Consider the following 25,874-nt stretch of genomic DNA (forward strand, 5'->3'; position numbering starts at 1 on the left):
TTCGCGCTCGTGCCGTGGCCACCGGCGCTGGAGCGCCAGCTCAGCAAGCCACTCGCAGGCATCATGCGTGGCGATGGAACAACTGGCAGTTCGTCGCGGCCGTGGCGGACCAACTATCGCTTAACCGCTCTTTATTCTCCCGCATGCTCTCCTATACTTGATGAAAGGGGGGGAAGAACGATGTTCGAAATTACTGGCGCACAAGTCGCCGACCTCAATGACGCCGATCTGCGGACACTCGTCGCACGTCTCGCTTTGGCAGAATTGCGGGCGCAGGGTTGCCCCAGTTCGTCGGTGACCGCTGGCGGCAATCAGGATGCGGCCGATGGCGGGCTTGATGTCCGGGTCGAGTGCCCGTCCGCACTGCTGATGCCGGATTTCGTGCCGAGCCAGCACACAGGGTTTCAGGTAAAGAAGCCCGACATGCCGGCGAGCGCAATCCGCAATGAGATGCGTCCTGGCGGCGTACTACGGCCGGTCATCGCCGAACTCGCCGCTCGCTCGGGCGCCTACATCATCGTCAGCGCGCAAGGGTCGGTCGCAGACAAGCCGCTGAGCGATCGTCGCGATGCGATCCGGGCGCAGCTCGACGATCTGCCTGAGGCCGGTCAGTTGCATAGCGACTTCTACGATCGCGACCGGCTGGCTACATGGGTCAATCACTATCCAGGGATTGCCGCCTGGGTCCGCATACGGCTCGGCATCGGTATGTCGGGCTGGAGCAGCATCGGCGATTGGTGCGGCGTCGGCGTGAGCGAGGAGACGCCCTATCTCTTCAATGACAAGGCTTGCCTAACTGATGAGCGAACGAGCGACCGCGAGCAACTCACCATCGGCGAGGGTCTCGCCCGGCTTCGCGTCTCTCTGACCCAAGCTCGCCAATGTATCCGGTTGATCGGCTTGTCCGGTCTCGGAAAGACTCGTCTCGTGCAGGCACTGTTCGAGGATGGTGTCGGCGAGGCGCCGCTGGACCCGGGGCTTGCCGTTTATACCGACTATTCGGTCGAGACTGACCCGACCGCCCGGGACATGGCGCGCCAGCTAGTTATCGCACGGCAACGTGCGATCCTGATCGTCGATAACTGCAATCCGGCGACGCACAGCGAACTTACCCGCATCTGTTCGGAAGCGGGGAGCCAGGTCAGCCTCCTCACGGTCGAATATGATGTTCGCGACGATGAGCCCGAGCGTACCGAGGTCTTTCGCCTGCAATCAGCATCGCCCGAAATGGTGGAACTGTGGCTGGAAAAGACCTTCCCCAATGTGACGCAGGTGGACCGGCGCACGATATCGGAGTTCAGCGACGGCAATTTCCGCGTGGCGCGCGCCCTCGCCGAAACCCTCGGGAAAGGCGAGACGCTGGGAAAGCTCAAGAGCCGTGACCTCTTCGAGCGGATTTTTCACCAGCGCAACGAGCCCGACCGGGATCTCCTTTCCGCCGCCGAAGACCTTGCGCTGCTCTATTCGATCGATGGCGAAGACACGTCGGAAAGCGGCGAACTTGCGCGGGTTGCTGCTATTCGCGGCGCTTCCGTGGCGACGATATATGCGGCGCTGAACACGCTTCGTCAGCGCGGGATCGCGCAGCTGCGCGGACGGTGGCGCGCGATCCTGCCGCACGCGATCGCCAACCCGCTCGCCGGGTTCGCCCTCGAACGCATGCCCCCGGCCGATTTCGATCGCTTCTGCGCGTCGCTCACGGTGCGGATGCAGAAGTCCCTTTCGCGCCGCCTCGGCTATCTGCACGACAGCGCCGAGGCACGGGCCGCGGTCGAGCGCTGGCTCGGTGCCGACGGTCTTCTTGGCGATCTCACGGCGTTGGGCGAAGACGGCCTCCAGATCATCACGAATATCGCTCCGGTCGCGCCCGATGGCGTGCTCGCAAAGATCGAGCGAGACGTGGCCGGGCCGCGAGGCGCCGAGATACTCGATCCGCAGTCGAGCGACCGATGGCAGTGGATACGGTTGATCAAGCTCCTCGCTTACGATCCACCGCTATTCGACCGCGCGGCGACATTGCTTGCCCAGTTCCTTTCCGCCGAACCGCCCAATCACAACAACAACTCGGCATCGAACATGTTCGCCGAGCTGTTTCACCTGCACCTGTCCGGCACCAAGGCTTTGCCGGACCAGCGGCGATCGCTTGTGCGCCGGTTCGCGCAATCTGGTGATCCGGCTTTGATGCGCTGCGTCAGCGTCGGTCTCGATGCGCTGCTGAAGGCGCACCATTTCAGTTCATCCAGCGACTTCGACTTCGGCGCCCGGTCACGCGACTATGGCTGGCACCCGCCGACCTATGGCGACATCTGGGCCTGGTACAACGGCGCGGTCGACTTGGCGGTCGAGCTTTCGCCAATCATCGAAAACGCCCGGGACCACCTTGCCCATAGCTTGAGGGAGTTGTGGCATTTCGGCGCCTGTCACGATGCGCTCGAACGGGCAGCGACCCACTTCTCTTCCGAGCGGCCCTGGATCGAGGGGTGGATCGGCTTCCGCACAGCGCTGCGTTTCGAGGGCCACGCTATGCCTGATGAGGTGCGCGCGCGTCTCACCGCGCTCATCGACCGCCTGAAACCCACCGATCTTCTCCATCAGGCCCGTGCGGTGGTACTGGGGCGCAGCAGTTTCGGTTGGGATGTCGCTGACGGTGATGCCGACGACGGCGATGTCATGAAGCCGTATGAGCGCGCCTCCCAGCTCGCGAAAGAGATCGGAACCGCGCTCGCGCACGACCCGGAGACGCGCGCTACCTTCATCGCCGAACTGCTCGCCGAACAACATCCGCAGCGCGCCTACGAGTGCGGCATCGGCCTGTCGGATGGCGCCGCCGATCTTGATGCGATGTGGCGGGAACTGCTGGGTCTCTTCTCTGCCGCCGATGTGGACAGCCGGAATGCGACGGTGCTGGGCGGGTTCATCCATGGCGCAAACGCCAGGGATTCGGCTTCCGCCGACGCCGCGCTGGAGGATGTGATCGAGAATCCCGATCTCGCCGCGAGCTTGCCCTATCTTCAGGCGCGTGTTGCTATCGATACCCAGGGCATTGCGCGGCTTCGGCGTGCGATTGAACGTGGCGTCCTGTCGGCGCGGACTTTTCACAGCATCGCCAATGGCAGCGTCGGCGAGTCTCCACCCGACGCGCTCGGGCCGCTGCTCACGGACATCGCCAGTCTCGCCGACGGCGTGGAGATCGCGCTCGATATCCTTCACATGCACTTCTACCGCGATCGGGAGGAGGGCCAACAACGCGCTCCATCCTTGATTGCCGTCGGCCGTGAGCTGCTGCTGTGCGCCGACTTCGGGAAGAAGCAGTTGCCTCGCGATTTCGGGCTGCATACCGTCATTCGGGTCTGCTGCGCCGGACCTGATGGTGCGGCGACGCTGCGCGAGATCTGCGCGCGGGTCCGGGTCGGGCTGGAGACCGTCTATCTCTCGTCCTACGATCTTGGTTATGTCTTGAAGGCGCTCTTCGAAACGCATCCCCTCATCGCTCTCGACGAATTCCTGCTTCCTGAGCTCCGGCCGAGGAATCGGGGACTGTTTGAGGGGGACTTCGGGTCTGGCACGCCGGTGGAAGATGTCGGCGCCGAGACCCTTGTTCAGTGGGCGAATATCGATCCCGATCGGCGCTATCCGCTGCTTGGCAAAAGCATCGCTATGTTCAAGCGGCGGCAGGGCGAAGAGGAGAATGGTGTCTCCAGGCTTTTCCTGGAAATATTGGGCCACGCGCGAGACAAGCGGGCGTTTCTCGGTGATATCTGGTCGCGGCTGCGTCCCCGCAGCTGGAGTGGCTCGCTCGCCGATATCCTGGTTGGGCGTCGCGCAGCTATCACAACGCTGGGTGATAATGTCGGAGGCGAGGTTCGGCAATGGGTCACCGACATGCTGCCCGAACTGGAACGCTGGATCGAACATGAGAGCAAGCGCGATCGGGAAGGCGAGCAGAGTTTCGAATAGCTGCTGATCCGAGCATCCTCAGCGGGACTCTGACGCCGATCGCGGCTCTCGCGGAGTCTTAGGCCGGACCCGCCGCCCTTTGAATTTCTGCCCGACGGCTTCGCGCTGGGCGAATGGCCGGTTTTGGCACACCGCTGCCAAACGGCTGCTTAGGGTCGAAAGGTGCCATGCCCCTACCCCCGATAAACCCCCATAAACATCCCTAATCTACTGCTCGTCGTCAGTGCCGATAAATAGCCGGCCGGGATCACCTAGAAAACCTGAGGGCAAGCACGGACGGTCTCTTGGCAACTTTGCACCGGCTGCGTCATTTACAGAGTGAAACTAGCCTGTTTGAGGCATTGCACCCGACGCACTCTATGAACTTCCTTCCGCGAGCTCGCGGTGCGCTGTGTGCAGTACCGAGGTGGCCTTCGGCCATCCTGTGTGGAACGCCAGATGGGTGAGTGCTTCGCCGATCTGTGCGCGCGTCAATCCGTGCTGCTGGCCGAGTCTAAGGTGGAGGGAGAGTTCTCTTTCATCGCCGCCCGCTACAAGCGCAGCGATCGTGACAAGGCTGCGATCGCGTGGACTCAGATCGGCGCGCCGCCAGAGATCGCCGAACACTACATTCCTGGTGAGATCTGTCAGCTTGGGGGCGACATCCGCCATGCCGGCCTCGACAAGATCCTCCAGCTGTCCCTCGCCGGTTACTGGAGGACGGCGCGTCTCGTCGCGCACCCGGAGCATCGACATATCGATGTTTCGCGCCGTAAACACGGCTTCCGCAATCGTCAGCGCCGATACCGCATTCGGCCATCCGCTGTAGAACGCAAGTTGATTGATGACGCCGGCAACTTCGCTAGGCTTCAGGCCATGGTCTAGTGCCCGGTTTAGATGGTCGGTCAACTGTGCGGTCTTACCCGAAGCGATCAGCACTGACAGTGTGACTAAACTCCGGTCGCGCTGCGACAGACCGGGTCGCAGCCATACGTCGCCGAAGAGGACATTGTCAGTATCGAATGCAAGCGCCGGCGCGATCGTTTGCATGCTCCTCCGTGCAACCAATACTCGCTGCTTGGCGCTTGCGCTCGCACTGAGTGCCAGCAGCGACGCCGCAATTAAAATGGTTCGTTTCAAGGTCCCATCTCTCTCGATGGTCAGCACTTCGTGAAGTGATGGGGCTGTGGTCCGCTCAGACGCCGGTTCAACCCACCGAGCTCGCCGGCTTCCGCCGGCGTCGCCATACAGCGCCCGAGCTGGGCGATAAGGTCAGTACGCCTGGGGAAGTAGATGGAGCAGCTTGTCGAGCGTGACCGGATAGTCGCGGACACGCGCCCCGGTGGCGTTGTAGACGGCGTTGGCGACTGCCGCAGCGACGCCGGAGATCCCAAGCTCGCTGACACCTTTGGCCTTCATCGGCGAGGAATTCGGATCGGCCTCGTCGATGAACACGACATCCAGATGCGGGACATCCGCATGCACCGGGACCTCGTAGCCGGCCAGATCATGATTGACGAAGTAGCCCAAGCGGCAATCGACTTCGAGCGACTCCATCAACGCCGATCCCAGGCCCATGGTCATCGCGCCGATGACCTGGCTACGCGCCAGTTTGGGATTGAGGATGCGTCCGGCATCGCAGACCGCGAGCATCCGACGTACCCGCGCCTCACCGGTAAAGGCATCGACCGCCACTTCGCAGAAGTGAGCGCCAAAGGTCTGGTGCGCCAGTGCGTCCCGACCCGCGCCGAATTCGATCGCATCCTCGGCCACGATGTCACCCGCGTCGGCTGCCTTGGCCAGCGGTATGGCCAGTCCATCGCCCACGATCTTGCCGCCCTCGAAGCGCAGACCGCCCACATCCCGGTCGATCGCACGTGCCACCGCTTTACGCAGCTTCATGCACGCGGCGTAGACCCCGGAGGTGGAGCTGTTGGCACCGCGTTGTCCCAATGAGCCCGAAGCAGCCGGGAATGACGAGTCACCCAGCTTCACCACCACCTGTTCGAGCGCGAGTCCCATCACTTCGGCAGCGGTCTGGCCGATGATGGTGTAGCTGCCGGTACCGATATCGGTCATGTCCGTCTCCACCGTGACAATCCCGTTCCGGTCGAGACGGACCCGCGCTCCCGACGTCGAGACGTTGTTGCCGCGAATCGCGCCAGCAACGCCCATGCCGATGAGCGAATTGCCTTCCCGTCGGCTAGCAGGCGCCGGCGAACGGTCACGCCATCCGAACCGCTCCGCTCCCAGGCGCAGGCAGTCGGCGAAGCGCCGCGTTGAGAACGTCCTTCCTGGATGTGCCGGATCGTCCTGGGTGTCGTTCCGGATACGCAGTTCGACGGGATCCATGCCGAGCTGCTCGGCCAGCTCGTCCATCGCGATCTCGAATGCCGCAAGGCCGGGCGCCTCGCCAGGTGCGCGCATCGCGTTGCCTTCGGGCAGATCGAGTCTGGCCAGACGCGTCCTGAGCAGACGGTTGGCCCCTGCGTATAAAGACTTGGTCGGCAGCGTGCAGCGCTCTTCCGGCGCGCCCTCCAGGTTCCCGGACCAGCTGTCATGCCCGATCGCCAGCAGGGTTCCATCGCGCTGTGCGCCAAGTCGTACCCGCTGGATTGTGGCTGGACGATGGGTGGTGTTGTTGAACATCGCCGGCCGCGGCAGCATGACTTTCACCGCGCGGCCGGTGACACGTGCCGCAGTTGCAGCCAGCACCGCATCCGCCAGTGCAGTGGCCTTGCCACCGAAGCCGCCGCCAATGTAAGGCGAGATGACCCGGATATCCTCACGTGCCACGCCAAGGATCTTGGACAGGTCACGCAGTATCCATTGCACGATCTGCACCGAGGTCCACAGCGTCAGCTTGCCGTTTTGCCACCGCGCAAGCGTTGCATGGGGCTCCATCATCGCGTGGCTCTGGTCTGGCGTGCGATAGACCTGATCGACCTGGATCGGCGCGGCTGAGAACGCCGCGTCGAAGTCACCTACGATCACGTCGGGGCTCGTCTTCGGCACCTTGGCCTCTGTGCGTGCCGCATCGAGGTTAAAGCGTCCGGCTTCGCGGACGTAGTCGACCCTGACCAGTGCTGCGGCGGCGCGGGCCTGTTCGTAGGTCTGCGCCACCACTACAGCGATCGCCTGGTGGTAATGCTGCACCTGCATATCAACCAGTACGCGCGCGGTATAGAAGTCTCCCGTGGCCAGAGGGCCGGCCTGCCGCGCGGTGATCACGTTGATCACGCCGGGCGATGCCATCGCCGCCGACGTGTCGATCGCGACGACATGACCGAAGGCGATCCGTGCCGGAACCATCTCGCCGTAAGCGAGCTCGCCGCCAGCATCGTGATGCTCGTAAGCGTATGTGGCAGTGCCGGTGGTCTTGCGGGGGCCATCGAGCCTGTCCAGAGGCTGCCCCACGACCTTCAACTGATCGATCGCGTTGGGTCCGGCAGGCTTCTCGAAGCGCATAAAAGGACTCGCGTGTAAGGACGTCACACGCTAGCGCTAACTCCTCTGCAGATTTCCGCAGACGATTACTCCAGGTAGTGAATTTCCCTCATGGATCATGAGCGCCTGCGATGTCCGGCGGCCCGATCGACGTGATGACACGCGATCAGCCGGCTTTACCCGGATACCGAAGCGCGTCGATCACCACCTTCAGCGCGGGGGAGGACTGCCGCCTGCTCGGGTAGTAGGCGTAGTACCCATCGAAGGGCTCACACCATTCGTGCAGTACCCGTACCAGGCGTCCGCCATCGATGTCCGACGCAACCATGACATCCGGCAGGTAGGCGAGACCGGCGCCCGCCAGCGTGGCGCGCAGAATGGCCGAGCTTCCGTTGAACGTCCACTGGCCCTCGGCATGGATCCGCACCGTCTTCCCCGCGCGATCGAATTCCCATGGCATCAGGCCCCCGTGCGTCGGCAGGCGCAGACCTATGCAGTTGTGCTTGCTCAGTTCGCTGGGGTGCACGGGGATAACGTGGTGCCTGAAGTAGCCTGGCGTGGCCACCACGGCCATGCGCAGGGGCGGCGTCAGCTGCACGGCGATCATGTCCCGTGCCAGGTGTTCGCCCAGGCGTATCCCAATATCGAATCGGTCGGCGACGATGTCGGTCAGGCCATAGTCCACCGAGACTTCCACACGCAGGTCGGGGTACTTGGGAAGAAGTGGGGACAATCTCGGCCACACGATTGACGTGGCCGCATATTCGGCCGTGTTGATGCGGATGGTTCCGGTCGGCGTATCGCGATATCGCGTCAGTGAAGCGATATCAGCCTCAAGGTCCTCAAAGCGCGGAGCGGCTGCCTGGAATAGGCGCTCGCCAGCTTCGGTCAGCGAGAGACTACGTGTCGTTCTGGTGAGCAGACGGATCCCTAGACGGGTCTCCAAGTTTCGGACCGAATGGCTCAATGCTGATTGCGAAAGACCGAGCTGGGCTGCCGCTCGAGTGAAGCTGCCCTCCCGGGCGACGAGGACAAAGGCCTGTAGTTCGTTGAAATTCTCGCGAGCCATTGATGAATCCAATGCGTAAAGGAATGCATCAGCCGATGGCGACGCACCGACATGCCGTCGCTAGATTAGACGGTCTCGCCTCTTAAATTGAAATTTGTATGGAAGAAATTCATGAGTGACGGCGGGCTCCGGGCCAACATCAACGCAGGCCATTACGCCTTGGGCCCACAGCAACGCGTCGTTCTCGCCGTCGTCCTGACGAGCTATCTGATGATCGTTGTCGATACGTCGATCGTGATCGCGGCACTCCCGAAGATCCAGGCCGGACTGGGATTCACCTCGACAGGTCTGTCGTGGGTGCACAGCGCTTACATGCTGTCGTTCGGGGGTCTTCTGCTGCTGGCGGCACGTGCGGGGGATCTGTTCGGACGCAGGCGCATGCTGCTGCTCGGGCTTGGCATCTTCACTGTCGCTTCGCTGGCCATTGGCCTGGCCCCGACACCCGCCGTCATGGTGCTCGGACGTGTTGTGCAAGGAGCTGGTGCGGCGGTGCTTGCACCGTCCACGCTTGCACTGCTGTCCGTGCACTTCGCCGAAGGTCACCAGCGAACACGGGCCCTCGCCTGGTACGGCGCCACGGCCGGCGTCAGCGCGAGTGCTGGTCTTGTACTTGGAGGCCTGATCACCGACTGGATGTCGTGGCGTGTGGGCTTCTTCATTAATGTGCCGATCGGCCTGCTGCTGATCCGGATCGCGCTCACTCGCCTGCAGGAGACCGAGCGGCATGCTGGATCCCTCGACGCAGCAGGTGCGGTGACGTCCCTGTCTGGCGTTCTGTTGCTCGTTTACGGCATCGTGCGCTCGGCTGAAGCGGGATGGCTTGATCCCGTTGCGTTGGCCTGCACGGTCGCCGGCGGGATGCTCCTGGCGGGATTCGTGCTGCTGGAAGCCCGCGCCCGGTACCCGCTGATTCCGCTGCGACTGTTCGCCAGTATCGAGCGATCTGGGGCCTATGCTGCGCGCTTCCTGTTCATGGGAGGCATGGTCGGATTCTTTTTCTTCTGCACCCAGTATCTGCAAGGCGTCCTTGGCTATACCGCGCTGCAGACCGGTGCTGCATTTCTGCCTGCGACGGTGATCAACTTCGCCATGGCCATGGGGGTTCCGCAGCTGAGCCGACGCTTCCACCATGCCACGATTCTGGCCGTCTCCCTGCTGCTTGCAACAGCAGGACTTGCGTGGCTGGCGTGCGCGGATGTCGCCTCTTCCTACTGGACCGCAGTAGCGCTGCCGATGGTGTTGATTGGTATCGGCCAAGGTGGATCACTGAGTCCGTTGACGCTCGCGGCCGTACGTGGCGTGGAAGCACACGACGCAGGCGCGGCCTCCGGCGTGGTCAACGTTGCCCATCAACTGGGAGGTTCCGTGGGACTCGCGACACTGGTGGCGGTGTCGCATGCTGGCGGTCAAGCAATGGCCACACCGCAGCAACTGGCGACAGCCATATCGCGTGCAATGGCGGCGAGTGCCGTTATGCTCGGGCTGGCCTTCTGCATCGCGTTGCTGTGCAGGCGCCGTCGCTAGCGTTGTACGCCTGCGCTGCACCTCACGGCAAACAGACGAACGACTGACGCGCTTGGGAAGCGACACTCGTGCACCTCTGAGGGCCAATGCCAAGGCATTGGCCCTCCGCTACAGGGGCCTAGAGTCCGGTCATCTTCAGCACCTCCTCCGGCAAGCGCTCGCCCTGCACCTGGATGCCCGCCAGCCCCGCATCGATTGTCGCGAGATCGTCCGGCGAGAGCTGCAGGTCGACGGCGCCCAGGTTTTCTTCCAGGCGGTGCAGCTTGGTGGTTCCGGGAATCGGCACGATCCACGGGTGCTGCGCCAGTAGCCAGGCAAGCGCGACCTGCGCCGGGGTGGACTGCTTACGTCCGGCCACACGCCTGACCACCTCGACCAGGGCGAGATTCGCCTTGCGCGCCTTAGCGGAGAACCGCGGCACATGGTTGCGGAAGTCCGACGGATCGAATGTGGTGGTCTCATCGATCTTGCCGGTCAGGAAGCCGGCGCCTAACGGGCTGAACGGGACGAAGCCGATCTGCAGTTCCTCCAGCGCCGACAGCAACTCCAGCTCGGGGCCACGCCAGAACAAGGAATACTCGCTCTGCACCGCGGTGACCGGCTGCACGGCGTGCGCGCGGCGGATGGTCTGGACGCCGGCCTCGGACAGGCCGAAATGCCCGACCTTGCCTTCCTCGATCAGCGTCCTGACCACGCCGGCGACATCCTCGATCGGCACCTGCGGATCGACGCGGTGCTGGTACAGCAGGTCGATGCGCTCGGTGCGCAGGCGCTTGAGCATCCGCTCGACCACGGTCTTTATGTGCTCCGGCCGGCTGTTGGTGCCACCGCCGCGCGCGCCAGTCTGCTGGCTGATGTCGAAACCGAACTTGGTCGCGATGACCACCTGGTCGCGGATCGGCGCAAGCGCTTCGCCAAGCAGTTCCTCGTTTTGGAACGGGCCATAGGCCTCGGCGGTATCGAACAGGGTGACCCCGCGTTCGTGTGCGGCGCGGATCAGGGCGATCATCTCGCCCTTGTCGCCTGCCGGCCCGTAGGCCGACGTCATGCTCATGCAGCCAAGACCGAGGGCGGAGACCTCTAGGCTTTGGCCCAGTGTGCGAAGTTTCATGGTGTTGTCCTTCTGTGGGAAGTGATGTGAGCGATGTAATTCCATGGCCATCGCGCCGGCGACGCGCTCAACCCGCTACGTGCCGCCTCAGCCAGTCATTGACCTGATTCATGGTCCGGCGCTCCTGTTCACCCTGCATGACGAACCCGTCCTGCAGCCGTGCGCGCGGCGCCAGTTTTCGCAGCACGTCCAGGCTGCTGCCCAGTCCATAACCGCCATGGGTGATCAAAGGCACGAGTGTTTTTCCGGACAGGTCGTGCGCAGCCAGGAAACCCTTGATGACCGGCGGCGCGGTCTCTCCCCAGATCGGGAAGCCTAGGTAGACGGTGCGGTAGCGCTGCAGGTCCGCAACCGTACCGGTGACCTCACGAGGCCGTCCGTCATCGCGCTCCTGCCGCGCCATGTCCACCGTCTGCAGATAATCCTCCGGATAGGCCACTGCAGGCGCGATCTCGAAGAAGTCCGCCTTCAGCGCACGCTGGATCAAACCGGCGACCACACGCGTGTTCCCTGAGCGCGAAAAGCACGCAACGAGGACATCGGACTGCGGGCGACGACGCTCATCGCGCTGTGCAACGCCGGCTGTCGCCATGCCGGTAGTCAGGCCTGCCAACGCGCCGACGACGGCGCGACGCGAAGTGAGGTCTGTCTTGTCCATTTCATTCTCCATGCTTGCCGCGTCGAACCAGGGATACATATATGCGCCAGACAAGTGCCCCGGTAGACCTTGCTTGCCGCACACCCTTCCAAAGTAAATTCATGAATCAATAAGGGTGCAGGCGCCAATCCCGACGAACACAGCGTTTAGTCAGGCAGGTAGCGTCGGTTGAGCTGGTTGGACCATGTGAACGCAGATCAAGGGAGCGGTTTGCAAGCATTCATGCGATGGATTCATGACCGTACGCCTCAGGTCCAAACGAATGCGCACCTGACAGGTGAATACCATCTCGTTCATCACGCCACTTAGGAGAACGAGCATGCAAACCGACTCGCGTCGTCGCCAATTTCTGCGTGGTGCGGCTGTCCTGGCAGCGGCGCAGCTGGGGTCGGCACTGACTTCGGCAATGGCCGCCACCAGAACCTCGGGGGCCGGTGGCGCGCCAGCTGTCTCCAGCAGCAACGTTGGCCGGCGCAAGCTCGGGCGGCTCGAGGTCTCGGCGATCGGCATCGGCGTCCAGAACATGAGCCGCACCTACCACACCACGATTCCCTCGCGCCCAGAGATGCACAACATCATCCGGACCGCATTCGAACACGGCGTCACTCTCTACGATGCGGCCGAAGCTTACGGCCCACTCGAGGTGGAACGGATCCTCGGCGAGGGTGTCGCGCCGTTCCGCGACGGGATCGTGATCGCATCCAAGTTCGGCTGGAACATCGATCCGGTCACAGGCAAGCGCAATCCGGGGCTCAACAGCCGGCCGGAGCACATTAGGCAGGCCGTCGAAGGCATGCTGGGGCGTCTGCGCACGGATCGCATCGATCTGCTGTACCAGCACCGCGTCGATCCGCAGGTGCCGATTGAGGATGTCGCCGGTGCGATCAAGGACCTGGTCCGGGAAGGCAAGGTCCTGCACTGGGGGCTATGTGAGATGGGCCCGAACACACTGCGCCGTGCGCATGCCGAACTGCCGGTCTCGGCGGTACAGAGCGAGTATTCGATGCTGTGGCGTGGGCCAGAGCAGTCAGTGCTTGCGCTGTGCGAGGAGCTGGGCATCGGCTTCGTGCCGTGGAGTCCGCTTGGCGTCGGCTTCACCACCGGCGCGATCGATGCCAACACCCGCTTCGCACCGGGCGACATCCGTGGTGGCGAATCGCGCTTCTCGCCGGAGAACCTGCCGCACAACCTCGCCTTGGTCGAGCTGCTGCGCACCTGGGCCGCACGCAAGCAGGCGACGCCGGCACAGGTCAGCCTGTCCTGGCTGATGGCACAGAAGCCATGGATCGTGCCCATCCCCGGCACCACGCAGATGGCACACATGCTTGAGAACGTCGGCGCGACCTCGGTCAGCTTTGACCGTACTGAACTGCAGGAACTGAATGCCGCCGTGGCCGCGCTCGCCATTCGTGGTGAACGTCTGCCAGCCGCGGTTCTTGCCTTCAGCGGTGTCGAAGCACCACCCCGCTGAGCCGTCTTTTTCGGGCCGATGGCCTGCACATTCCGCGTCACGGCCAGGGGCGCCGTGGGCGGTTCACCCATTGAAGGAACATGCAAGTGAACAACACATTCCTCGGCACCACATTGGCCCCCGTCATGGCGGGGGCCTAACCAGAGAGGCCACCGCCGCCGACTACCGCACCAACCTGTTCACCCTCTTCTATGACGGGGCGATCACCATGAACGAACCCGGCAAACTCAACATCACCCGGTGTCGTACGTGCTCATGGGCTGAAGATCGCCGCTAATGTGTATACCCCGGCCGACTATGATCCTGACAAGCCGCGTCCGGCCGTGGTGGTGGCCCATCCCAATGGCGGCGTCAAGGAACAGGTCGCGGCCTCTATGCGCAGCGTCTGGCCGAACAGGGCTACATCACCATCACCGCCGACGCCGCCTACCAGGGCGCCAGCGAAGGCCAGCCGCGCACCGTGGACAAGCTTGCGAACCGCATCGATGACATCCATGGCATGGCCGACTTCAGCACCCGCTACGCCGGGGTCGATACCAAGCGCCTGTGCCTGCTGGGCATCTGCGGTGGCGGCAACTCGCTGGTCGCGGCCGAGACCGACAAACGCTTCAAGTCGATGGCGACGGTGAGCATGTTCAATTTCGGCCGCGTCCGTCGCAACGGTTACAACTATTCGCAGCTGGACAGCATCTAGCAGCGCCTGCGGCAGGCATCGGATGCGCGGGCGAAGGGGGCGGCCGGCGACGAGGTGCCCTATTCGGGTGACGCGAACCTGACCGACGCGCAGATTGCCGCCCTGCCCTATGACCTGTATCGCCGGGGTTACGAGTACTACTGGAAGACCCGCGCGCACCCGAACGCGCACCCGAATTCGACATTCAAGTACACCACCAGCAGCCTGCTGAATCTGATGAGCTTTGACGTCACCGACCACATCGACTTGATCGACCAGCCGCTGCTGATGATCGCCGGTGCCAAGGCCGACAGCCTGTGCATGTCCCAGAACGCCTTCCTCAAGGCCACCGGCACCCAGGACAAGGAACTGTTCTTGATCGAGGGCGCGACGCACATCGAGACCTATTGGGTTCACAAATACGTGGATACCGCCCTGGACAAGCTGGTCCCTTTGTATATGAGGACGCTCTGAGAAGCGCCATCTGCGCCGTGGAGTCACCAGTATTTAGTGGACAGCTGAGCAGCGGTGCCGACGTGCATGGCCCTGCGGGCCCGCCACATTGGCTCGTCGCGCGCGGTGGCGAGGTAATGCAGGATGCTGAAGTCGCGCACGTGCTCCATTTCCGCCGCGCTGATCGCGTTGTAGCGCTTCACCAGCGTCGGTGCGATTCCCTCCGATGGAAACACTCCAGCAATAGCTGGGACACAGCCTCGATTGAGCTTGCGGATGCCTGATCGACGCGATGCGTCCAAAGCCCTCATGCCTACGCCGTGTGGCTCGAACTAACCGTACTTCAGAGAGGTTGTCCGCTTGGAAGCGTGTAAGCCCTATCCCTGCTATCGGCTAGGGACGCACGCCCTCCCTCGATAACGCCCCCTAATCCCCTGCCCTGCCCAATGTCCAGTCTCGGCCAGCAGCGGACAAGCGGTCAAAGTAGGTGGTCCGCAACAGAACCCGGCAAGGACGATCGTACCTTCATCAGCGACTCCGGCAGCAGCATAGCTCTGGCTGCGGTACCGAGGCTATCGACTGGCTTCATGAGGTCCGGCCATCCTACGATAAGGATGGGATTTCCTGATAAACCATGTCAGACCGTCCGACCTGCACAGCGACTTCCTCACTCTGCCTACGCGGAGACGACGGCGATCTTAAAGACCATCAATCGTTGCTTTACGCGAATCTTGCCGGCCCGGGCGTTAGCCGTCGCAATTCTCGGCCAGGAAGAATTAGTTGCGTAAATTAGTTCAGAAGTCGCTTCTGCGCTGCGTTGCCCTCCGACTAGTCTGGGCAATGTCCTGGATTTGCCGCAGATCGGGTTCGATCGCACGGCCTACAATCGTTGGCTTGAATAGTCCTTGGGCTCCAAGGTGTCGCTGACGTAGAGGAATTTCGTAGCGATATGCTGGCGGTCGGCTGTGGATGGCTTCTTTGTTGTGCGGACTCCGAGTTACCGGATATATGCAATAGGTCGAAAGCGCACCATGGTCATATCGAACACCTGCACGCTAGCGACTTTGCGTACATCATCGTCTCACTTCCCTTAGTGCCGCGGCGAGTTCAGCAATTGCCGCGGGATCGTCATACAGCGGACGAACGTGCGCGTTTTCGGCGCTGCGCTGCGCGCCTCTAGCGTCTTCGGGCGTCCAGCTATGAGTGGCGCGCCAATGTTTGGATGGTCGATAGAAGTTTTCGTGCTGCAGCTCGATAAATCCCTGGCGTCTGAGGAAGCTTGGCAACCGCGGATTCTGCACGCCCTCGATATACAGCGCAGGCCAAGGAATTAAGGTGTCGCACAAATCCAGAAAGCCGGTGAACCAGCCCTTGCCCTGCAGTCGGCGATTGACCTGGACGCTGCTCAATGTGAGCACAGGCACGTCATCACCAAAGCCCGCCAGAGAGTGTCGGGCGCGTTTGATCCATAATCGGGTGCCAGCGCGCTTCAAATCTACGCAGTCCGGAATCATCCCTACATTGACAAGTTCAATCCATTTGAGCAACTGGAGTTCAATACTAGGAATCTCGTTTAACTTCGCGTTTCTCATCATTGACCATTCTCCTAACAAATCGACATAGAAATTGAGCCTAGGCCTGGGTCTGCTTGCGCGCTCGCTGCTGCACATGACGGCGAGCTCGCTTATGCGGGTCGCGCCTTGCGGGTGGACCGGGTCCGCCCCCCTGGTTACCGGATTGGCCCAGCGCGGCAAGTGTCACAAGGAGCACGCTCCCGGCGAGCCTGCCCGATAGCTTGCAGGCTGGCGAGCAATCTTTTCGGTTCTCGCCGCCTAACGTCATTGATCCCTAGCGTTGATCTCCTCAGCCCCGGACCGCCAGCCCGAGCTCATCGCTCGCAGCGGTATCCGATTCAGCGCCCCCCCTCGCAAGAAGTTTGGGCATGCCTGGATTGACGAGATGAAGGCCTAACCGACCCGGAGCTCTTTAGGAAAGTGAGTGAAGCCACCAGCTGCTGCGGGCATGCAGACTGAGTCCACTAGAGCGCAAGCATGATGAAACGATATTAGTCGATAGATCCTAGTACTTCTTTCCGGGTGTGTGTTTGAGGCCATCCCCTTCAAACAGCGCCTGCGCAGCGTTAACGCAGTCATGATCATCCTTTGAACGTGCTACGTCTTGCAGGCATTTAGCAATCACTTGGTCTCGCTGGTCAGGGTGCGCCTTGTAAAATTCGACGTCCTTCCCCGGCCCTGAGCAAGCAGTCACGGCACTCGCCGCTGCTAACACCATGGCGCTGCATATGGTCTTTCTAGTCTTCACGGCCCCCCTCCAATCCTGGTAATTGTGCGTTCACATTTGGCGCACCTTCACCCTCTATCTTACAGATAGAGTCTGCACGCGGGGAAGAGGTTTGGTCATGCTGTACACCACCGCTTACAGCCGTTGTCGACGTGCCCCAAGAACCGTTGTCCACCCGCGCGATCTTCGCGGCTCGCCTCACCCAAGCTCGAGAGATGCGTGGGCTGAGCCAGCGTGCTTTGGGGGATCGAATGGGGCTCGGTAAAGACAAAGGCTCGTCTCGGATCAACAGGTATGAGCGGCAGGTCACTGCAGTCGGATTCGATAACCTCGAGCGACTCGCGGAAATACTGGAAGTCCCCCCTGCTTATTTATTGGCCAGCACCTCGGCCATGGCCGATGCGATTTTGGCATTCAGTGCGCTATCTACTGATCAGCAATCCAAGTTGGCAAGTACCTTGAAAAGAGTCACAGAGGATGGTGTCTCTGAAGCCTCACTCGCTCAATGGCTCGATCAGATGAACCCCAAAGCATGAAGCGCTACTACCCGGAGACGGCAAGCGCTCCTGTCATCTGAGCTGCGAGCGTTAGCCTTAGTCACATCGAAAACACGGGTTAACGCTAACGCAGTCCAAATGAGCAGTTCCGATACGTTGCTTTCACTGCTGCTTGTCATTGACGTCCATGCACAAAGCGAGCTTCAGGCTGCGCTTATGCAACGCAGCCCAGGGCGGTTGGCATTACCGGCGCCAGTTCCGGCTCGCTACGACAATGCCTCCTAGCATCGCTCCAATTTCTGGCCCTGCAGCTGGGCGCAGACGGCGCTCGAGCCATTCCCAAGCTGCAGTAGGCCAATGAGGAAGCGACTCTGAAGAACGGTCAGTGAGGGCTCTCCAGGCCCGGTACGCACCCAGCAAAGCCGCCGCTCTGTCCATGGGGTTTAACGCGCCAATCCTGGATGGCCCCCGTGGGCGATAACGGCTCTGCGCTTTGGGCAATCGCCAACCCGTCCCCTCAATCGCCCAGGCCAGCTCAGCACTGGCAATGCTTGCTACTTCCGGGCTCCAATTGCGGCCAGCTGCCAACACCAAATCCCGGCGGAGCCGCGCCTCTTGTACTCCGATGCTTCCCTGTCGCCACTGTTGGAGCCACTCATATAGGCCTTGGATCTCCTCGGTGACATTGACTGGCACTGGATCCTCTGCCGGAAAACTGCACAGCAGCACGCGATGTTCGCTGCAGGCGATCGTTCGTGCGTCGAGCCAGTCAACAAGCACCGGATACCTGACCTCCTTGCCGTCGAGTGATGAGCAATGAGCGCATGCTATCTGCCTCCATTCGCCTGCGATGCGCCAAGCAGCTGGTATCCGACGTATCTGGCCAAGTCCTGGGGGGAGCTGGCCCCATGGGCTGCCATCTATCCGACGTTCCGGCTCGCGCTCGGAAAATCCGCACCACTGCCTCCACTCGATCGACGCCAGGCCAAGCTTGACTCTTGTGGCATCCAGCCATGAAAAGATGCTCTCATCTGGAAAAGGGACAGCGGCGTCAGGCATGTCTTCAATCTTCATGGCCCTTCCCCTCTTCGCCCAACCCAGCTTTCCAGCACTCATCGAGCAGCTCGATCGTGATTCGTTCTTGCCCACGGTTATGCGCCAGCCGGGCTGCACCCATCAGCACTTCCAAAAGTCTGAAGGTCACGCAGCAATCGTGCGTAGTGAGCCATCGGATGATGATTTTGCTGTCCAGGTGCGAGGGGCTTGGCAAGTGCAGCTGAGCTTCGATTCCAGCAAGAAACTGGCGGAACTGCATCGACTCACTCCACACAGGTAGCTCGACCCTCTTGAAACGTGACGCCAGCTGCTCGTCGGCGGCCAACACATTGACCATGTTCTTGGTAGTCGCGATACAAATGGTGATGCCCAAATTGCATATCGATTTGATCAACGCCAGCGTGTATTGCTGACCTGCTTTTCCTGCATTGAGAATGTGGCCAGCCTCGTCGATCAGAAGTTGCTTTACCCCCGAGGCCAGCAATAAATCAGCAACCTGCTCGTGAATGTTCTGGGTTTTTCGAAAGGGATATCCCGGCAAACATGCATTGATGATGGATCTGCACATCTTTAGGCAGTTTCCGTCGTAGGGTGCCTCAATCAATATCGCTTCGCGGTATCTCGATCCACTCGTCTCCCGCAATGCCGATACCTGTGACATGTAGTGATTCAGCAGTCTGCTCTTGCCGCTGCCGGCGGCTGCAGCGATGTGAAGGCACACCGGACGGCTACGCTTGTACTCCCCCGCGCGCAGCTGGCTGAGGATCTTGAGAATGCGCACGCTGGTAGAGCTGAGAACAAATGGAAGATCTCCTTCCAAGTACGGAACGGCAATGGCAGAACTTGAGGCGTTAGTCATTCCACTTCTCCCAGACTTGCCGGGATCGCTGCCACCGGAGTTGCGTAGTCCACCGTATCGTCCTGTGGCTGCCGCTCGCGGGGCTCAGGTAGCTTGGCAACTTTGCGGCGCGCCTTCTTCGAGCTGCTTGCAGCGCCGATTAGAATACTGCGCTGAAGTTCCAAGGCGTCGAAAAGTTCACTTTCCGACGAAGCCTTTCTCCCCTGATCTTTGAGGTGCGTTCGGATGTCCCGAAGCTCCCAAAAGGAGAATGGCTCCCGTGAGCGATCCAATAGCGGCACATCTATGAAGTCACCGCCGACGTACAGATACACCTTACTGAGATCGCGTTGGCTGAAGTGGACTCTGTGCTCGATGCCATCGTTGATGAAAGGCGTAAGAGCCGGATCCCAGTAATGTAGAGAATGCAGCTGGATACCTGTGCGCCCAATCTTTCTACCCGCTGCCGGTAGAAATCCAAGAGTGAAGTCACGAGGATTGCCAACGATCGGTGGGAACCGTGCCACGCCCTGCTTGCTGGTCCAAGCGTGTTCCCACACTTGGGCCGGCGTTTGTCCGCCTAACCCCGAATGAGGCTTGTTGTGATAGACGCCGGCGATCTCCGCTGCAAGCCACTGCTCAAGTTCGGTGACTGTGAGAACGGCTTTTTTCTCTGACGGGTAGTCGCCTCTTTGCTTTGAATTTGAAAACGTCGTGCCTGGCAGTAGGTGGACAGCCCCCATCATAGTCCCGATGTAGCGTTCGATGTACGCACCATAGTGAGGACGACGAACTGGCCGAGGTCGGACCTCGATCCCGTACCGTTCGCATTGTGCAAGCAGCGACTTTGTCTTGAATGTCTTCGCATTGTCCCAAGCGATCCGGGACATCTTGCCGAACATCGGGTAAGACAGTTTTCCCGACAATCCTACTGAGTGAAGCCACTTCTCTTTGGGCAGGCAGCTATGCTCTAGAGTGAGAGCGACCGATGTCTGATCAGGCGGATCGAAGCTCATGTAGTAGCCGACAACACAACGTGTGAAAACGTCGATTGCCAGCGTAATCCAAGGGCGGCCGATGACCTGCCTGGTCAATGGACTCACCACCATCAAATCCACAAGCGCGTGATCGATCTGCACAACTTCAAGCGGATAGCTGGTGTCTAAGCCGCGAATGGATGGGGCTTGAATGGCATATGCTTCATGCGATCCTTTTCGCTTGACCGCTACCTGCAGTGGATCGCGTGATTTGATTCGTGCATTAACAGCAGCGTAGCTCGGTGCCGGCGTATTAGCTTCCCTTGCCAGCTGGGCACACCTGCGGACCACGGCAGAGACCGTGCTACCTTCCCGCACCAAGTACACCTCATCGATTGCTTTGGCGATCAGGCTCTCGACGAGTGGTGACAGAAGCCGTGCCTCAGGTGCCGGTCCCGGCATGCTTGGCAACTGGGATACTGGCAATGGGTTGTCGCAATGCAACCGCCACCTGCGCCGCACCGTTTTTGTCGAGACCCCAAACTGGGTAGCAAGCTGTTTACAAGTCTCCGTGGAAAGTCTAGTGCCTTGTTTTTTGATGGCCTGCCCTAGTGCTCGGGCCCAATTGCGCGCAGCCGCTTCTTGGACTGGATCGCTCTGCGAAACATGTCTGATTTCTGTTTTGCGCTTGAGATGCTCGTAAGTGGCAAGCTCACCGACCCCTACCCATCGAAACTCAGCACTGCCTTCGGTCTTCACGTGGATCTTGTCCGGCGCTACGCAGCTCACGATTTTTGAAAGCTTTCCTCCGCACATCACCAGCTCGCCGGGCTTGATGACTAGGTCGCGGGCCGGGCGCGCAGTTCTCATGTTTACGCTCATCGCTGGGTCCTCAGACCGGGAGCAATAGATGCCCGCCCATCCTATTGACATAGGAAGAGAAGCGTGAAAGGCTAGCCCCAATCGGCGGATCATCCGGTTGTTCAGAAAGGCTAGGGCTGCCACCCTGGCCTTTCGTCGTTCTAGCCACAGGCATCCAATTGCGTCAGGTCATAGTTCGCGTCTCCGCCGATCGATAGTGGCCGCAGCATGCGGCATGGCAGAAGTAGCACGCGAAGACTCGTTGCGCAAACGCAAATCATTGATAAGAAAGGCGTTTTATAGTTTTTAGACTATAAGCGCGAAGCAGCTGTGCCTGTTACTTCTAGACAGCCGTTAAGAAGCGCTGGCAGATAACCTCAGCGGTCATTGGCGACTCCTCTTACCCGAGTGGTCTTTTCGCTGAATCGTGTCTCTGGAGCCGATTTTTAGTTGGATCATGTCCTTGATCGCAACTTATGCGGCGTCGAGGCAGGGGGTCTGCAGGTAATTACTTAAATATCAATCGATTGCATGGAGACACGAACTAACGAGATCCACACCTGCCCAATGTCTGTTTTTTTAGGATGAGTTACCTCCTAAACAGCCCGAGTCGGACCCGGTCCCTGGCGGATCTGCCCGAAGAAGGTCTCTGGATAGCGCTTCCAAGCAGCAAATTCCTCAGGCGAGAGCTGGTTGGTGTAGACCGCTCGCCCGCCTTCGTCCCGATCAATAATCAGCGCAACCTCGCCGTTGTCGTTCATCACGCAGGCGTCTTCCAACGTGCCCACCACACCATCGTCCATCTGATATCGGTGCCCAATAAGCAAGCGGTTTGATGGCAGCCCAGGAATTTCCCCTTCAAATGTGGAAGGCAGGTCGATATGTTCCTGGATGGATGCCACGAGTGCCTCGACCTCAGGATTACGTACGCGCATCTCAATCTTCTGCGGCAGCGTCAGGAACTGACCGGTCCGATAGTCATCGATCTTGAAGCCCTCAACGGTGGCTCCAGCATCGGGAACCTGAGTGTCAAGGTGGTGATGGTCGGGATAGTTGGTGATGAACACCACGGCGGGGGGGCGGCGTCGCTGCCTTGGGTTGTGCCTCGAACTTTCGAAGCGTGTTGATGCCGATCGTTCGCCAGTCATGTGGTCCGCCCGGAACGTAGGGATAAGCCTGCGTGTTCAGATCGACGAAGATCAAACGGTCATGTGGCGTTGCCTTCTTCAGCGCATCACTCACCAGCCCAGCAAACCTCCCAAGATGCTGGTTCGCCTGCTTCGCAGCATGCTGGTTTCGGATCTTGCACTCGACGCCAAAGGCTTTGCCGGTGCGCGGATAGGTGGCGGTGTATTCCACATGCCTGGTTCGGCGATCGGTTTCATCTTCCCATTCCAGCTCGAACCCAGCTCTCAACAGCATGGCCGCAACACGGATTTCATAGCGCACGCCAATGAACTGATCTTGGCACTTCAAACGACCAATCAGTGATTTCCGCAGCTGAGGGGTGCGCGTTTGATCATTGTTGTGTTCCAGGGTGTAGAGGTCATACGCCAGCGTCATAAATGCGCTGATCGCGCCGGTCATCAGCGTCTGGCGTGTCTCGCCTGCCGCCAGATTGGCGGCTTTGGACGCCAGCAGGAAGCTTTCATGCCACTGAATGACAGGATGAAGTTCGTTCTGTTCCAGCTGCGTCTGCGCTTCGAACCAGTCGCGCCCCAGAACATCGAGAATGTAGCTATAAAGGAAGTCATGAGATGATCGGGCGACCTAGGCCTTGTTGTCGCTGCTGCTGTATCCAATGGATTTCAGCCTTGCGCTGGGCATCCTCGGCGCCTCGCGAGATCATCTCTTCGTAGTTGACATTGGGGCCGCCATGGCAGCGCTTGAACTTCTTGCCGCTTCCACACGGACAGAGTTCATTCCTGCTTGGCTTGGTTCCGCCCATATGTGGCTTTTTCTCCGTTTTTCCTTTAGGGCGGCCTACTTCAGCCTCTCATTCACTTCTTTCAATGCTAGTGCTGAGGTAGCAGCAAACACTGGGATTTGGCCTCACCACCACTTTACTGCCTGCGCACCGGTTCCGGAACGGCCCTCCCCTACCCCCGATAAATCGTCCTAATCCTAAAATTGGATAGCAGTTCCCCTACTCTAGCCGTTGGGCAAAGGTCCGCTTCCGGCCAGAAGAATAAGTTCAGAAAGTGCTGCGAGACCTCGCCCGAAAGAGGGAACTTCAGGGGGAGTAGCACATCGATCGAACGTTTGGCCCCGCCCCGCGTACTCCGTGATGGCTAGGATCAGCACGATCCACGGCAAGGCCTGGACCTTTGTCGCCAGCACCGAACACGCCTGAGTTCAAGCGCCGGGCCAGCCAAGCCAAACGCGATGACGCGCCTGCTCCCGGCGATGTCGTGGGCCTGCGCTCGACTTGAAATGATACCGACCGGTCTATATCATCCGCCGGCAATCCACCGCCGGAGTGATCATGAGCAAGGTTCGCGAGCGCATCCTGGATGTCGCCACCAATCTGTTCTATCGGCAGGGGATTCAGGCGGTCGGCGTGGACGCCATCATCAGCACCGCGGAAGTCGCCCGCATGAGCTTCTATCGGCACTTTCGGTCGAAGGAAGGTCTGGCGTTGGCAGTGCTGGAGCGGCGCGACGAACGACTCTGCGCCTGGTTCGAGCAGGAGGTCGAGCGCTTGGCGCCCGATGCAAATCTGCGGCCGCTGGCAGTGTTCGACGCCTTGGCGATGCGCCTGGCCAGCCCCGACTACCGCGGTTGCGCCTTCCTCAACACCATCGCCGAGACGCCGCTGCCCAGCCACGCACTGCATCGGGCTGCGGCTGCGCACAAGCACCGCTTCGAGGCCTACTTCGCCCGTTTGTTGCGAGCGGCCGGGCTGGACGAAAGCGCGGCCGGCGATCTCATGCTGCTGTTCGACGGGGCCGTGGTCACCGCGGTTCGCGAAGGAAACCCGACCCCCGCCACGCGGGCAAAAAACATGGCGGCGCGGGTGCTCGGCATCGCGCCGGCGAACTGAGTCAGTGTCTTACTGAGAGAGTACTTATGTCTACGGAAGTTGTGTCGCAAGACCCGGTCGCTCGCGGCGAACGGTTGTTGCAATTGGATGTGCTGCGCGGTCTGGCCTTGTTCGGCGTGCTGCTGGTCAATATCGGTTACTTCTGCGGTGCCGATTTGGCGCGGGAAGCCGGGGTCGCCTATCCGCTGGGAGACTTCGGTGGCTTGGCCGGCGACCTCGTTAGGGTGCTGTTGGAGAACAAGGCGGCGGCGCTGCTGTCGATCCTGTTCGGTGCTGGCCTCGCCATCCAGGCCGATCGTGCGTCCGACAAGGGTCAGTCGCGCTGGCCGTTTGCGCTGCGTCGCAGCGCGGTGCTCGCCCTGCTGGGCAGCGTGCACACGTTCTTGTTGTGGAACGTCGACATCCTGCTCGACTACGCACTGATCAGCTTGATGGTTCTGCCCTTCCTGCGGCTGTCGGCGTGCCGGGTGTTGTGGGCGATCCCGGTGGTGCTGATCGTCTCGGCGGTGATTGCCGGTCCGATGCAGGCGCTTGCAACGGATCTGCCGCCGGCGCAAACCTACACCCTTGGTCTCCAGCACTACGGGCAAGGTGGGTGGCTCGATGCCCTGCAATACCGATGGTGGGAAACGCTGCATGTGATCGGCCCGATGCGTATCGCCAATCGCTTCGTCATCCTGGCGCCGTTCTTCATCGTCGGCGTTGCGGCCTGGAAGGGCGGATGGCTTTCGGCGCCGGACGCGCATCGGCGCCGGCTGCGGCAGGTCTTCGTGCTTTGCTTCAGCTTCGGGCTGGTGGCCAACGCGGTGCCGCAGGAGGCGCTGCATGCCTGGGTGAATCAGCTTGCGCTGCAGCCGCTGCGGGTCTTGATTAAGGCGACCTTCTTCTTCGCCAAGTTCGCGCTGACCCTGGGCTACGCGGCCGGCATCCTGTTGCTGCTGCAGCGATCGCGCTGGCGCGTGTGGCTGGGTGTGTTCGCGCCGCTCGGTCGCATGGCGCTGACCCAATACCTGCTGCAGTCGCTGGTCTGCACATGGATCTTCTACGGCTTCGGTCTGGGCCAGTACGGGCGGATGCCGCTCGACCTGGCGCTGGCGCTGGGCGTGCTGCTGTTCGCTATGCAGGTGATCAGCAGCCGCTGGTGGTTGGCGCGTTTCAGCATCGGCCCGGTGGAGTGGCTGTGGCGGCGATTGAGCTACGGCGGCATTCGCCAGCGCCCACCGGCGCTCGCAGCGGCCGGGGCGGAGGCTGAACAGGCCCGAAGCCGGTAGCGTGGGTGATGCCGCGTCGCGGCATTAGCGACGCGCGTTTGGACATGGGTACGCTCGAGTGGCGAGGGTGCGACGGCAAGTTTCGGTAGCCACGATCTCATCCTGTGCGACAGACCTGCGCCAGCGGTGGATGGATGGCCCCGGACACCGTAGCTAGGGTCAACGAAACCACGGCACAACACAGCGTCCGATCTGGGTCGAGGCCCCCTTCCCCCCCCCGATAAACATCCCTAATCCAGAAGCTCTACATGCTTTTTTTGAGCACTAAGGGCTATGTTTGAAGATGTGCGCCTTCCGGTGGTGCACTAGGCCGCCACTAACTGAACTTGTGGGGTGATTGCTGGTTCTTCGTTGAGCGTTGGGCGATTTCAGGTCGTCAGACAGGATTAAATCTTGCCTGCCCAACCGTTCCCCTAGCGAAACGGAAATCGCAGCATGACTGACACTTACAATCTCGACCTTCGGCCGCCGTGCTGGCCTGTTGGCGAGCAATGCCCGAATAGCTGCGCGGCAGATCTGCATCGGCGAGTCGTCACTAACCACGTGAAACTCACTGGACCGTGGGCTGGCTGGCGCTTGGCTGGACGCGACCTCGTTGCACCCAGTGGCGAACGGATCCCAGAACGCCGGCTGCGCGGATTGCTTTGGCATGCAAATGCGAGCGACATCCGGGATTCCGCCCGTCGAC

General features: G+C 61.0%; 21 protein-coding genes. 8 read left to right on the forward strand and 13 right to left on the reverse strand.

Features of this window, described 5'->3' with window-relative positions; all coding sequences use genetic code 11:
• Nucleotides 1–180: 180 nt before the first annotated feature.
• Nucleotides 181–3,957: a hypothetical protein gene (locus tag AC1PLU_RS11085; protein ID WP_481108434.1), complete on the forward strand. Its 3,777-nt coding sequence runs from the start codon at nt 181–183 to the stop codon at nt 3,955–3,957.
• Between the two features lie 357 nt (nt 3,958–4,314).
• On the opposite strand, the gene AC1PLU_RS11090 is transcribed toward AC1PLU_RS11085, so the two are convergent.
• The 3 genes from AC1PLU_RS11090 to AC1PLU_RS11100 form a co-directional block, all read right to left on the reverse strand.
• Nucleotides 4,315–5,076 (reverse strand): carboxymuconolactone decarboxylase family protein, encoded by a 762-nt coding sequence (locus tag AC1PLU_RS11090; RefSeq protein ID WP_167705357.1) that lies wholly within the window; start codon nt 5,074–5,076, stop codon nt 4,315–4,317.
• Between the two features lie 132 nt (nt 5,077–5,208).
• Entirely contained in the window at nt 5,209–7,404 is a 2,196-nt protein-coding gene (gene paoC / locus AC1PLU_RS11095) for an aldehyde oxidoreductase molybdenum-binding subunit PaoC (protein WP_481108435.1), read from the reverse strand.
• 145 nt (nt 7,405–7,549) lie between these two features.
• Nucleotides 7,550–8,452, reverse strand: coding sequence for a LysR family transcriptional regulator (locus AC1PLU_RS11100; RefSeq protein ID WP_167705361.1), 903 nt, complete (start codon nt 8,450–8,452; stop codon nt 7,550–7,552).
• 111 nt (nt 8,453–8,563) lie between these two features.
• Here AC1PLU_RS11100 and AC1PLU_RS11105 point away from each other — a divergent pair, with 111 nt between their 5' ends.
• Complete coding sequence (locus AC1PLU_RS11105) at nt 8,564–9,976, forward strand: MFS transporter (protein WP_167705888.1); 1,413 nt, start codon at nt 8,564–8,566, stop codon at nt 9,974–9,976.
• A 118-nt stretch (nt 9,977–10,094) separates the two neighbouring features.
• Here the strand turns inward: AC1PLU_RS11105 and AC1PLU_RS11110 are convergent, their stop codons facing one another.
• Complete coding sequence (locus tag AC1PLU_RS11110; protein WP_481108509.1) at nt 10,095–11,087, reverse strand: aldo/keto reductase; 993 nt, start codon at nt 11,085–11,087, stop codon at nt 10,095–10,097.
• Nucleotides 11,088–11,154: 67 nt separating this feature from the next.
• Nucleotides 11,155–11,784, reverse strand: coding sequence for a flavodoxin (locus tag AC1PLU_RS11115; RefSeq protein WP_481108436.1), 630 nt, complete (start codon nt 11,782–11,784; stop codon nt 11,155–11,157).
• A 484-nt stretch (nt 11,785–12,268) separates the two neighbouring features.
• Between AC1PLU_RS11115 and AC1PLU_RS11120 the strand changes: the two genes are divergently transcribed.
• The 3 genes from AC1PLU_RS11120 to AC1PLU_RS11130 all read left to right on the forward strand — a co-directional run bounded on the left by AC1PLU_RS11120 (nt 12,269) and on the right by AC1PLU_RS11130 (nt 14,363).
• Nucleotides 12,269–13,216: an aldo/keto reductase gene (locus AC1PLU_RS11120; RefSeq protein ID WP_481108510.1), complete on the forward strand. Its 948-nt coding sequence runs from the start codon at nt 12,269–12,271 to the stop codon at nt 13,214–13,216.
• Nucleotides 13,217–13,676: 460 nt separating this feature from the next.
• Nucleotides 13,677–13,910: a hypothetical protein gene (locus AC1PLU_RS11125; RefSeq protein ID WP_481108437.1), complete on the forward strand. Its 234-nt coding sequence runs from the start codon at nt 13,677–13,679 to the stop codon at nt 13,908–13,910.
• A 54-nt stretch (nt 13,911–13,964) separates the two neighbouring features.
• Nucleotides 13,965–14,363, forward strand: coding sequence for a hypothetical protein (locus AC1PLU_RS11130; protein WP_481108438.1), 399 nt, complete (start codon nt 13,965–13,967; stop codon nt 14,361–14,363).
• Between the two features lie 23 nt (nt 14,364–14,386).
• On the opposite strand, the gene AC1PLU_RS11135 is transcribed toward AC1PLU_RS11130, so the two are convergent.
• The 3 genes from AC1PLU_RS11135 to AC1PLU_RS11145 form a co-directional block, all read right to left on the reverse strand.
• Nucleotides 14,387–14,545 carry a tryptophan 7-halogenase gene (locus AC1PLU_RS11135; protein ID WP_481108439.1) on the reverse strand — a complete coding sequence of 53 codons (159 nt, stop codon included), beginning with the start codon at nt 14,543–14,545 and terminating at the stop codon, nt 14,387–14,389.
• 870 nt (nt 14,546–15,415) lie between these two features.
• Nucleotides 15,416–15,937: a hypothetical protein gene (locus AC1PLU_RS11140; RefSeq protein WP_050570499.1), complete on the reverse strand. Its 522-nt coding sequence runs from the start codon at nt 15,935–15,937 to the stop codon at nt 15,416–15,418.
• Between the two features lie 484 nt (nt 15,938–16,421).
• Nucleotides 16,422–16,634, reverse strand: coding sequence for an EexN family lipoprotein (locus tag AC1PLU_RS11145; protein WP_481108511.1), 213 nt, complete (start codon nt 16,632–16,634; stop codon nt 16,422–16,424).
• 176 nt (nt 16,635–16,810) lie between these two features.
• Here AC1PLU_RS11145 and AC1PLU_RS11150 point away from each other — a divergent pair, with 176 nt between their 5' ends.
• Nucleotides 16,811–17,179: a helix-turn-helix domain-containing protein gene (locus AC1PLU_RS11150; protein WP_236613610.1), complete on the forward strand. Its 369-nt coding sequence runs from the start codon at nt 16,811–16,813 to the stop codon at nt 17,177–17,179.
• A gap of 1,024 nt (nt 17,180–18,203) precedes the next feature.
• Here the strand turns inward: AC1PLU_RS11150 and AC1PLU_RS11155 are convergent.
• The 5 genes from AC1PLU_RS11155 to AC1PLU_RS11175 form a co-directional block, all read right to left on the reverse strand.
• Entirely contained in the window at nt 18,204–19,055 is an 852-nt protein-coding gene (locus AC1PLU_RS11155; protein ID WP_080639747.1) for a TniB family NTP-binding protein, read from the reverse strand.
• On the reverse strand, nt 19,052–20,881 hold the full coding sequence (locus tag AC1PLU_RS11160; RefSeq protein WP_481106252.1) for a transposase: 1,830 nt from the start codon (nt 20,879–20,881) through the stop codon (nt 19,052–19,054). Before AC1PLU_RS11160 ends, AC1PLU_RS11155 begins: the two co-directional genes overlap by 4 nt.
• Before the next feature lie 587 nt (nt 20,882–21,468).
• Complete coding sequence (locus tag AC1PLU_RS11165; RefSeq protein ID WP_481106253.1) at nt 21,469–21,942, reverse strand: hypothetical protein; 474 nt, start codon at nt 21,940–21,942, stop codon at nt 21,469–21,471.
• Nucleotides 21,902–22,459 carry a hypothetical protein gene (locus AC1PLU_RS11170; RefSeq protein ID WP_481106254.1) on the reverse strand — a complete coding sequence of 186 codons (558 nt, stop codon included), beginning with the start codon at nt 22,457–22,459 and terminating at the stop codon, nt 21,902–21,904. The genes AC1PLU_RS11165 and AC1PLU_RS11170 overlap by 41 nt, the downstream gene beginning before the upstream one ends.
• Nucleotides 22,460–22,622: 163 nt before the next feature.
• Entirely contained in the window at nt 22,623–22,820 is a 198-nt protein-coding gene (locus tag AC1PLU_RS11175) for an SEC-C metal-binding domain-containing protein (RefSeq protein ID WP_481093245.1), read from the reverse strand.
• A 537-nt stretch (nt 22,821–23,357) separates the two neighbouring features.
• Here AC1PLU_RS11175 and AC1PLU_RS11180 point away from each other — a divergent pair.
• Together AC1PLU_RS11180 and AC1PLU_RS11185 are read left to right on the forward strand one after the other, a co-directional pair.
• Nucleotides 23,358–23,915 carry a TetR/AcrR family transcriptional regulator gene (locus tag AC1PLU_RS11180; protein ID WP_228315743.1) on the forward strand — a complete coding sequence of 186 codons (558 nt, stop codon included), beginning with the start codon at nt 23,358–23,360 and terminating at the stop codon, nt 23,913–23,915.
• A 26-nt stretch (nt 23,916–23,941) separates the two neighbouring features.
• Nucleotides 23,942–25,186, forward strand: coding sequence for a DUF418 domain-containing protein (locus AC1PLU_RS11185; RefSeq protein ID WP_481106255.1), 1,245 nt, complete (start codon nt 23,942–23,944; stop codon nt 25,184–25,186).
• Nucleotides 25,187–25,874: the final 688 nt, after the last annotated feature.

The organism is Xanthomonas sp. NCPPB 2933 (assembly GCF_056725225.1).

Bases quoted from the DNA above. Each gene is read 5' to 3' on its own strand.
- AC1PLU_RS11085 (WP_481108434.1), top strand. From the start codon at position 181: ATGTTCGAAATTACTGGCGCACAAGTCGCCGACCTCAATGACGCCGAT.
- paoC (WP_481108435.1), bottom strand. From the start codon at position 7,404: ATGCGCTTCGAGAAGCCTGCCGGACCCAACGCGATCGATCAGTTGAAG.
- AC1PLU_RS11100 (WP_167705361.1), bottom strand. From the start codon at position 8,452: ATGGCTCGCGAGAATTTCAACGAACTACAGGCCTTTGTCCTCGTCGCC.
- AC1PLU_RS11105 (WP_167705888.1), top strand. From the start codon at position 8,564: ATGAGTGACGGCGGGCTCCGGGCCAACATCAACGCAGGCCATTACGCC.
- AC1PLU_RS11110 (WP_481108509.1), bottom strand. From the start codon at position 11,087: ATGAAACTTCGCACACTGGGCCAAAGCCTAGAGGTCTCCGCCCTCGGT.
- AC1PLU_RS11115 (WP_481108436.1), bottom strand. From the start codon at position 11,784: ATGTATCCCTGGTTCGACGCGGCAAGCATGGAGAATGAAATGGACAAG.
- AC1PLU_RS11120 (WP_481108510.1), top strand. From the start codon at position 12,269: ATGAGCCGCACCTACCACACCACGATTCCCTCGCGCCCAGAGATGCAC.
- AC1PLU_RS11140 (WP_050570499.1), bottom strand. From the start codon at position 15,937: ATGATGAGAAACGCGAAGTTAAACGAGATTCCTAGTATTGAACTCCAG.
- AC1PLU_RS11145 (WP_481108511.1), bottom strand. From the start codon at position 16,634: ATGGTGTTAGCAGCGGCGAGTGCCGTGACTGCTTGCTCAGGGCCGGGG.
- AC1PLU_RS11155 (WP_080639747.1), bottom strand. From the start codon at position 19,055: ATGACTAACGCCTCAAGTTCTGCCATTGCCGTTCCGTACTTGGAAGGA.
- AC1PLU_RS11160 (WP_481106252.1), bottom strand. From the start codon at position 20,881: ATGAGAACTGCGCGCCCGGCCCGCGACCTAGTCATCAAGCCCGGCGAG.
- AC1PLU_RS11170 (WP_481106254.1), bottom strand. From the start codon at position 22,459: ATGACCGGCGCGATCAGCGCATTTATGACGCTGGCGTATGACCTCTAC.
- AC1PLU_RS11175 (WP_481093245.1), bottom strand. From the start codon at position 22,820: ATGGGCGGAACCAAGCCAAGCAGGAATGAACTCTGTCCGTGTGGAAGC.
- AC1PLU_RS11180 (WP_228315743.1), top strand. From the start codon at position 23,358: ATGAGCAAGGTTCGCGAGCGCATCCTGGATGTCGCCACCAATCTGTTC.
- AC1PLU_RS11185 (WP_481106255.1), top strand. From the start codon at position 23,942: ATGTCTACGGAAGTTGTGTCGCAAGACCCGGTCGCTCGCGGCGAACGG.